This is a genomic window from Bradyrhizobium sp., from assembly GCF_019242285.1.
Lineage (GTDB): Bacteria > Pseudomonadota > Alphaproteobacteria > Rhizobiales > Xanthobacteraceae > Bradyrhizobium.
This window is the reverse complement of record NZ_JAFAVV010000203.1, coordinates 1-4,119: the sequence shown is the minus strand read 5'-3', so window position 1 is coordinate 4,119 and position 4,119 is coordinate 1. Positions and strand designations below refer to the sequence as shown.

Annotated in this window: 5 protein-coding genes and 1 tRNA gene; 4 read left to right on the top strand and 2 right to left on the bottom strand. The window is 59.5% G+C overall.

What is annotated here, in order from left to right; translation table 11 throughout:
- Positions 1-199: 199 nt before the first annotated feature.
- Positions 200-272 (bottom strand) — tRNA-OTHER (locus tag JOY90_RS07650).
- Between the two features lie 330 nt (positions 273-602).
- Positions 603-1,274: a GntR family transcriptional regulator gene (locus JOY90_RS07645; RefSeq protein ID WP_291690541.1), complete on the bottom strand. Its 672-nt coding sequence runs from the start codon at positions 1,272-1,274 to the stop codon at positions 603-605.
- 139 nt (positions 1,275-1,413) lie between these two features.
- Between JOY90_RS07645 and JOY90_RS07640 the strand changes: the two genes are divergently transcribed.
- From JOY90_RS07640 to JOY90_RS07625, 4 genes are all read left to right on the top strand, one after another.
- Positions 1,414-2,574 carry a DSD1 family PLP-dependent enzyme gene (locus tag JOY90_RS07640; RefSeq protein ID WP_291690540.1) on the top strand — a complete coding sequence of 387 codons (1,161 nt, stop codon included), beginning with the start codon at positions 1,414-1,416 and terminating at the stop codon, positions 2,572-2,574.
- A gap of 4 nt (positions 2,575-2,578) precedes the next feature.
- Positions 2,579-2,965 (top strand): Rid family hydrolase, encoded by a 387-nt coding sequence (locus JOY90_RS07635; protein WP_291690539.1) that lies wholly within the window; start codon positions 2,579-2,581, stop codon positions 2,963-2,965.
- Between the two features lie 51 nt (positions 2,966-3,016).
- Positions 3,017-3,709, top strand: coding sequence for an HAD family hydrolase (locus JOY90_RS07630; RefSeq protein ID WP_291690538.1), 693 nt, complete (start codon positions 3,017-3,019; stop codon positions 3,707-3,709).
- A gap of 30 nt (positions 3,710-3,739) precedes the next feature.
- Positions 3,740-4,119 (top strand): transporter substrate-binding domain-containing protein (locus JOY90_RS07625; RefSeq protein WP_291690537.1); only part of this gene is annotated, 380 nt, incomplete at its 3' end.

The window sequence follows — 4,119 nt, the reverse complement described above, 5'->3', positions numbered from 1 at the left end:
CCGTGCCATGCCGCAGGCTCATTTCAGAAGCCAGAGCCAAAAGTGGTGAGGGCCGGGATGCCTTCCATCTCGGTGCCGAGCACCACTACTTCCGACTTTGGCGGCTGCGGCAGGGAACGCATTCGCGATCCCCAAACACACGGATGTCGCGGTCCAGCGCTCGGCGAGAGCAACGCGCCAAAGCCGCTGCTGCATCGAGTGGCGCGCCCAACACGATTCGAACATGTGGCTTTCTGCTTTCGGAGAGGATCTGTATTACTGTATTAGGGCGCAGCATCTTTTGCATAGCGCGTGACATGAGCACCGCTTGGGTATGGCGGCACAGAGCCGCACCCTCCTGGCCGTGAAGAAAGCGCCGGGTCCACTGGTAGGTACACTGGCAAGTCGCCATTAAAAAAATGATGGATTTTTCAATTAGATAGTCGAGGGTTCGATTCCGCCCCTGGGCACCACATCTATGCTGCTGGGCGCCGGGCTGCGATTTTGTGCGGATTCCTCCGTGCCAGGCAGCGTTCCGTTCGGGCGCGGCCATTTGCGGTGATCGTAGCTGGAAAGCTGAATCCAATCGAGACCAAGGACTTATCGTGCAGCACTCGCTGTGCCTAATCGTTCTCCCTGGCCTCTAAAGTCTGCAGATACGTAAGAACGACGTTTCCCGACGCGATGATGTGGCGTTCAATCAGGTCCACAAGGCCAGCTCGGTCCTTCCTGACACAGAGGGTCAACATTTGCTCGTGCTCGGTCTGGGTGACAGTCGGAAAACTCCTCTCTCTCCAAGCAAGGACCCAGTAGCGGTTCAGATTGTTGCGGGCGCGGCTGACTTGCTCAAGGAAGAACGGCCGATTGGCTCGCTGATAGATCAGAGTATGGAATTCGGTGGCAAGGCGCAGTCGTTCTGACGCGAGCTGCGCCGTGTCGATCTTTGTTATGACGCGGCGAGCTTGTTCTATGTCGTACTCGGTGAGGTAGTCGAGTGCCCACCCAGCTAGACGTGGTTCGATGAGAGCGCGGAACTCCATCAGTTCGCGCGCGACAGTGCTCGAGAGATCCGCAACGAAGCACCCACGATTGTGATGCAGCGTCGCGAGCCCCTCGGAGACCAGGATTTTGAGCGCTTCGCGGACTGGCGTGTGACTGACGTCGAAGTCAGCGGCGATCTCATCCTGCTTGAGCGCCGCGCCCGGCGAGATTTCACCGTTGCAAATCGCATCACGAAGCGTGCCAGCTATCATTTCCGTGCTCCCCAACAGTTTTTTGCCCGGCCCCTTCAACATGAATTCCTATCCCCCACTCGGTTGACATATAATATATAATCATCTAAGAGAACTCTGAGATCAAGAGGTTAAGGCTATCTCGGATGATTATATATAATATGCAAAACTTTCTGGCGCATACGCTGCTGACCTGCCGGTGATGTTTTCCTCGGCTTCACAAGCTTCCGTCGGTCGGAGCCTCGCAGGCCTCGAGACGCCATGTCTCGTCTTGGAGACCAGACGTCTCGCTCGCAACGTGTCGCGGCTAAAGACCCATCTCGAACCGTTTGCTGTCAGGTTTCGGCCGCACCTCAAAACCGCGAAGAGCGCCGAAGTTGCGCGCGTTGTCACGGACGAACTGGCCGCGCCACTGACGGTCTCAACGCTTAGAGAGGCGGAGTATTTTCTCGAACATGGCTTCTCCGATTTGCTTTATGCCATTGGGATCGCACCGAATAAGTTGGAGCACGTATTCGACTTGCGGCGGCGTGGGGCCGAGTTGTCGATCGTACTCGACAACATCGAGATGGCACGCCTGGTCGCGGCACGGTGTGCCGAGAGGAGCGACCCCCTGCCAGTCCTGATCGAAATCGACACCGACGATCATCGATCCGGCATCAAGCCGCGGGACCCCGTCCTCGTGGAGGTGGGACGCGCACTCCACGAAGGAGGCGCGGTGCTTGGCGGCGTCATGACGCATGCCGGGAGTTCGTATGGTCTGAAAGGAGCGGCGGCCTTCGCGGAAAGGGCCGAGCAGGAGCGATCGGGCGCTATCGCAGCGGCCGAGGCGCTGCGGGGTGCCGGCTTGCCCTGTCCTGAGGTCAGCGTGGGATCCACGCCGACGGCGCATTTTGCCCGTGATCTTGCCGGCGTGACGGAAGTGCGTGCCGGCGTCTTCATGTTTTTCGACCTCGTCATGGCCGGCATCGGCGCCTGCTCACTCGACGACATCGCGATTTCCGTTCTGGCGAGCGTCGTCGGCCACCAGCGCGACAAGGGCTGGATCTTGATTGATGCAGGCTGGATGGCCATGTCGCGCGACCGCGGCACGGCACGGCTTTCCGTCGATCAGGGATATGGGATCGTCTGCGATCTCGGATGCGATCCGATCCCCGACCTGATCGTGATCGATGCCAATCAGGAGCACGGCATTATCGCGCACCGTTCCGGCCTCGGCCCTCTACCGAACCTTCCGATCGGCACGATGGTGCGCATCCTCCCCAATCACGCCTGCGCCACGGCTGCGCAGCATGACCGGTACCATGTCACAACCGATGGTTCGATCGTGTCCGCGATCTGGCCTCGCATCTACGGATGGTGAACCAATGTCGACCCTGCTCGCGGCTATCAACAACGATTCTGTCCCGAAACCCTTCGGTCACTACGTACAGGCCATGGATGCCGGCGGGCTCGTTTTTGTTTCGGGTCAGCTTCCCGCGCGCTTGGACGGCACGTCACTGGCCGATGCGCCATTCGAGACTCAGGCCCGCCAGTCACTCGCCAACCTCCTGGCGATCGTCGAAGGAGCAGGGCTCTGCCGCGATCGCATCGCGAAGGTTACGGCTTACCTGGTCGGCATCGAGCATTGGAGCGCGTTCAACGCGATCTACGCCGAAGCTCTTGGCGAACACCGTCCGGCACGGTCCGTCGTGCCGGTGCCCGCGCTGCACCATGGCTATCTGATCGAACTCGATGCCATCGCCATGCGCTGAAGGTCGCGCCAGCCATTTCGTTTTCAGTGAACGACAACCAGGTTTCAATCGATGAGACATGAGGCGCGCCAAACACGGTTGCGGCCGACGCTAATATCCTTCGACGTGTTCGGCACGTTGATCAGCGTCCGCGAAAGCTCCTACGGCGCATTCGAGCACATTCTTGCCGAAACGGGTGCGCATCGCGTCGACGTGAAAGCGTTCTGGGAACACTGGGAACACCGAAACATCGCCCATTATTGGAAGCCGTACCGGACGTATCGCGAGATTTGCGAGCTCTCGCTCGAGGAAACGTTCGTGCATTTCGGTCTCACCGGCGAGGGGCGCCTGATCAACCGCTATTTCGATGCGTTCCCTCGCTTCGTTCTCTACGACGATGTCGTCCGTACGCTCGACCGACTGTCGCGCCGCTACAGGCTGGCGGTCGTGTCCAACATCGATGACGATTTGCTCGCGTTGACGCCGCTGCAGCGGGAGTTCGACCTCGTGTGTACGGCGCAACGGGCGAAGGGCTACAAGCCTGATGGCGCGCTGTTTCGTTATCTGATCGAGCATGCCGGCTGCGCCAGGGAAGAAATTCTGCATGCCGGGCAGTCGCAGTTTACGGATCTGGTTGGTGGCAAGCCGCTCGGCTTGTCCATCGCCTGGATCAACCGACGCCAGGTGGCGCTGGATGATTCCGTACCGCGACCGGACTTCATCTTTGCCGACATTAAATCGCTCAACGATCTAGTCGAACTGTGACGATCCCTTAGATATGCGAGGAGCACGCTTATGCTGATGTTCAGGAAAGTCTTCGGCTTCTCGGCGGTCGCGACCATGATCGCACTGTCGCCAGCGGCGACGCGGGCCGACCAAGCGGATACCGCGCTGGCGCGCATTCGGCAAAACAAGGCCGTAACCATCGGCTTTCGGGAGAGCGCGGCGCCGTTCGCCTATCTCGATGAGAGCCGGCAACCAAGCGGCTACTCCGTCGACATCTGTAAGCGGATCGTCGCGGAAATCGGCCGTAAACTCGCTATTCCCGGCATCGAGACACGATACGTACCAGTGACCCCGCAAACGCGGATACCGCTGATCGCGAACGGCACGGTTGACATCGAATGCGGCACGACAGTGAATTCATTGGCGCGGCAGGAGCAGGTTGATTTCAG

Excerpts from the sequence above, each read along its gene's own strand:
- JOY90_RS07630 (WP_291690538.1), top strand. The coding sequence starts at position 3,017 with ATGAGACATGAGGCGCGCCAAACACGGTTGCGGCCGACGCTAATATCC.
- JOY90_RS07640 (WP_291690540.1), top strand. The coding sequence starts at position 1,414 with ATGTTTTCCTCGGCTTCACAAGCTTCCGTCGGTCGGAGCCTCGCAGGC.
- JOY90_RS07645 (WP_291690541.1), bottom strand. The coding sequence starts at position 1,274 with ATGTTGAAGGGGCCGGGCAAAAAACTGTTGGGGAGCACGGAAATGATA.
- JOY90_RS07635 (WP_291690539.1), top strand. The coding sequence starts at position 2,579 with ATGTCGACCCTGCTCGCGGCTATCAACAACGATTCTGTCCCGAAACCC.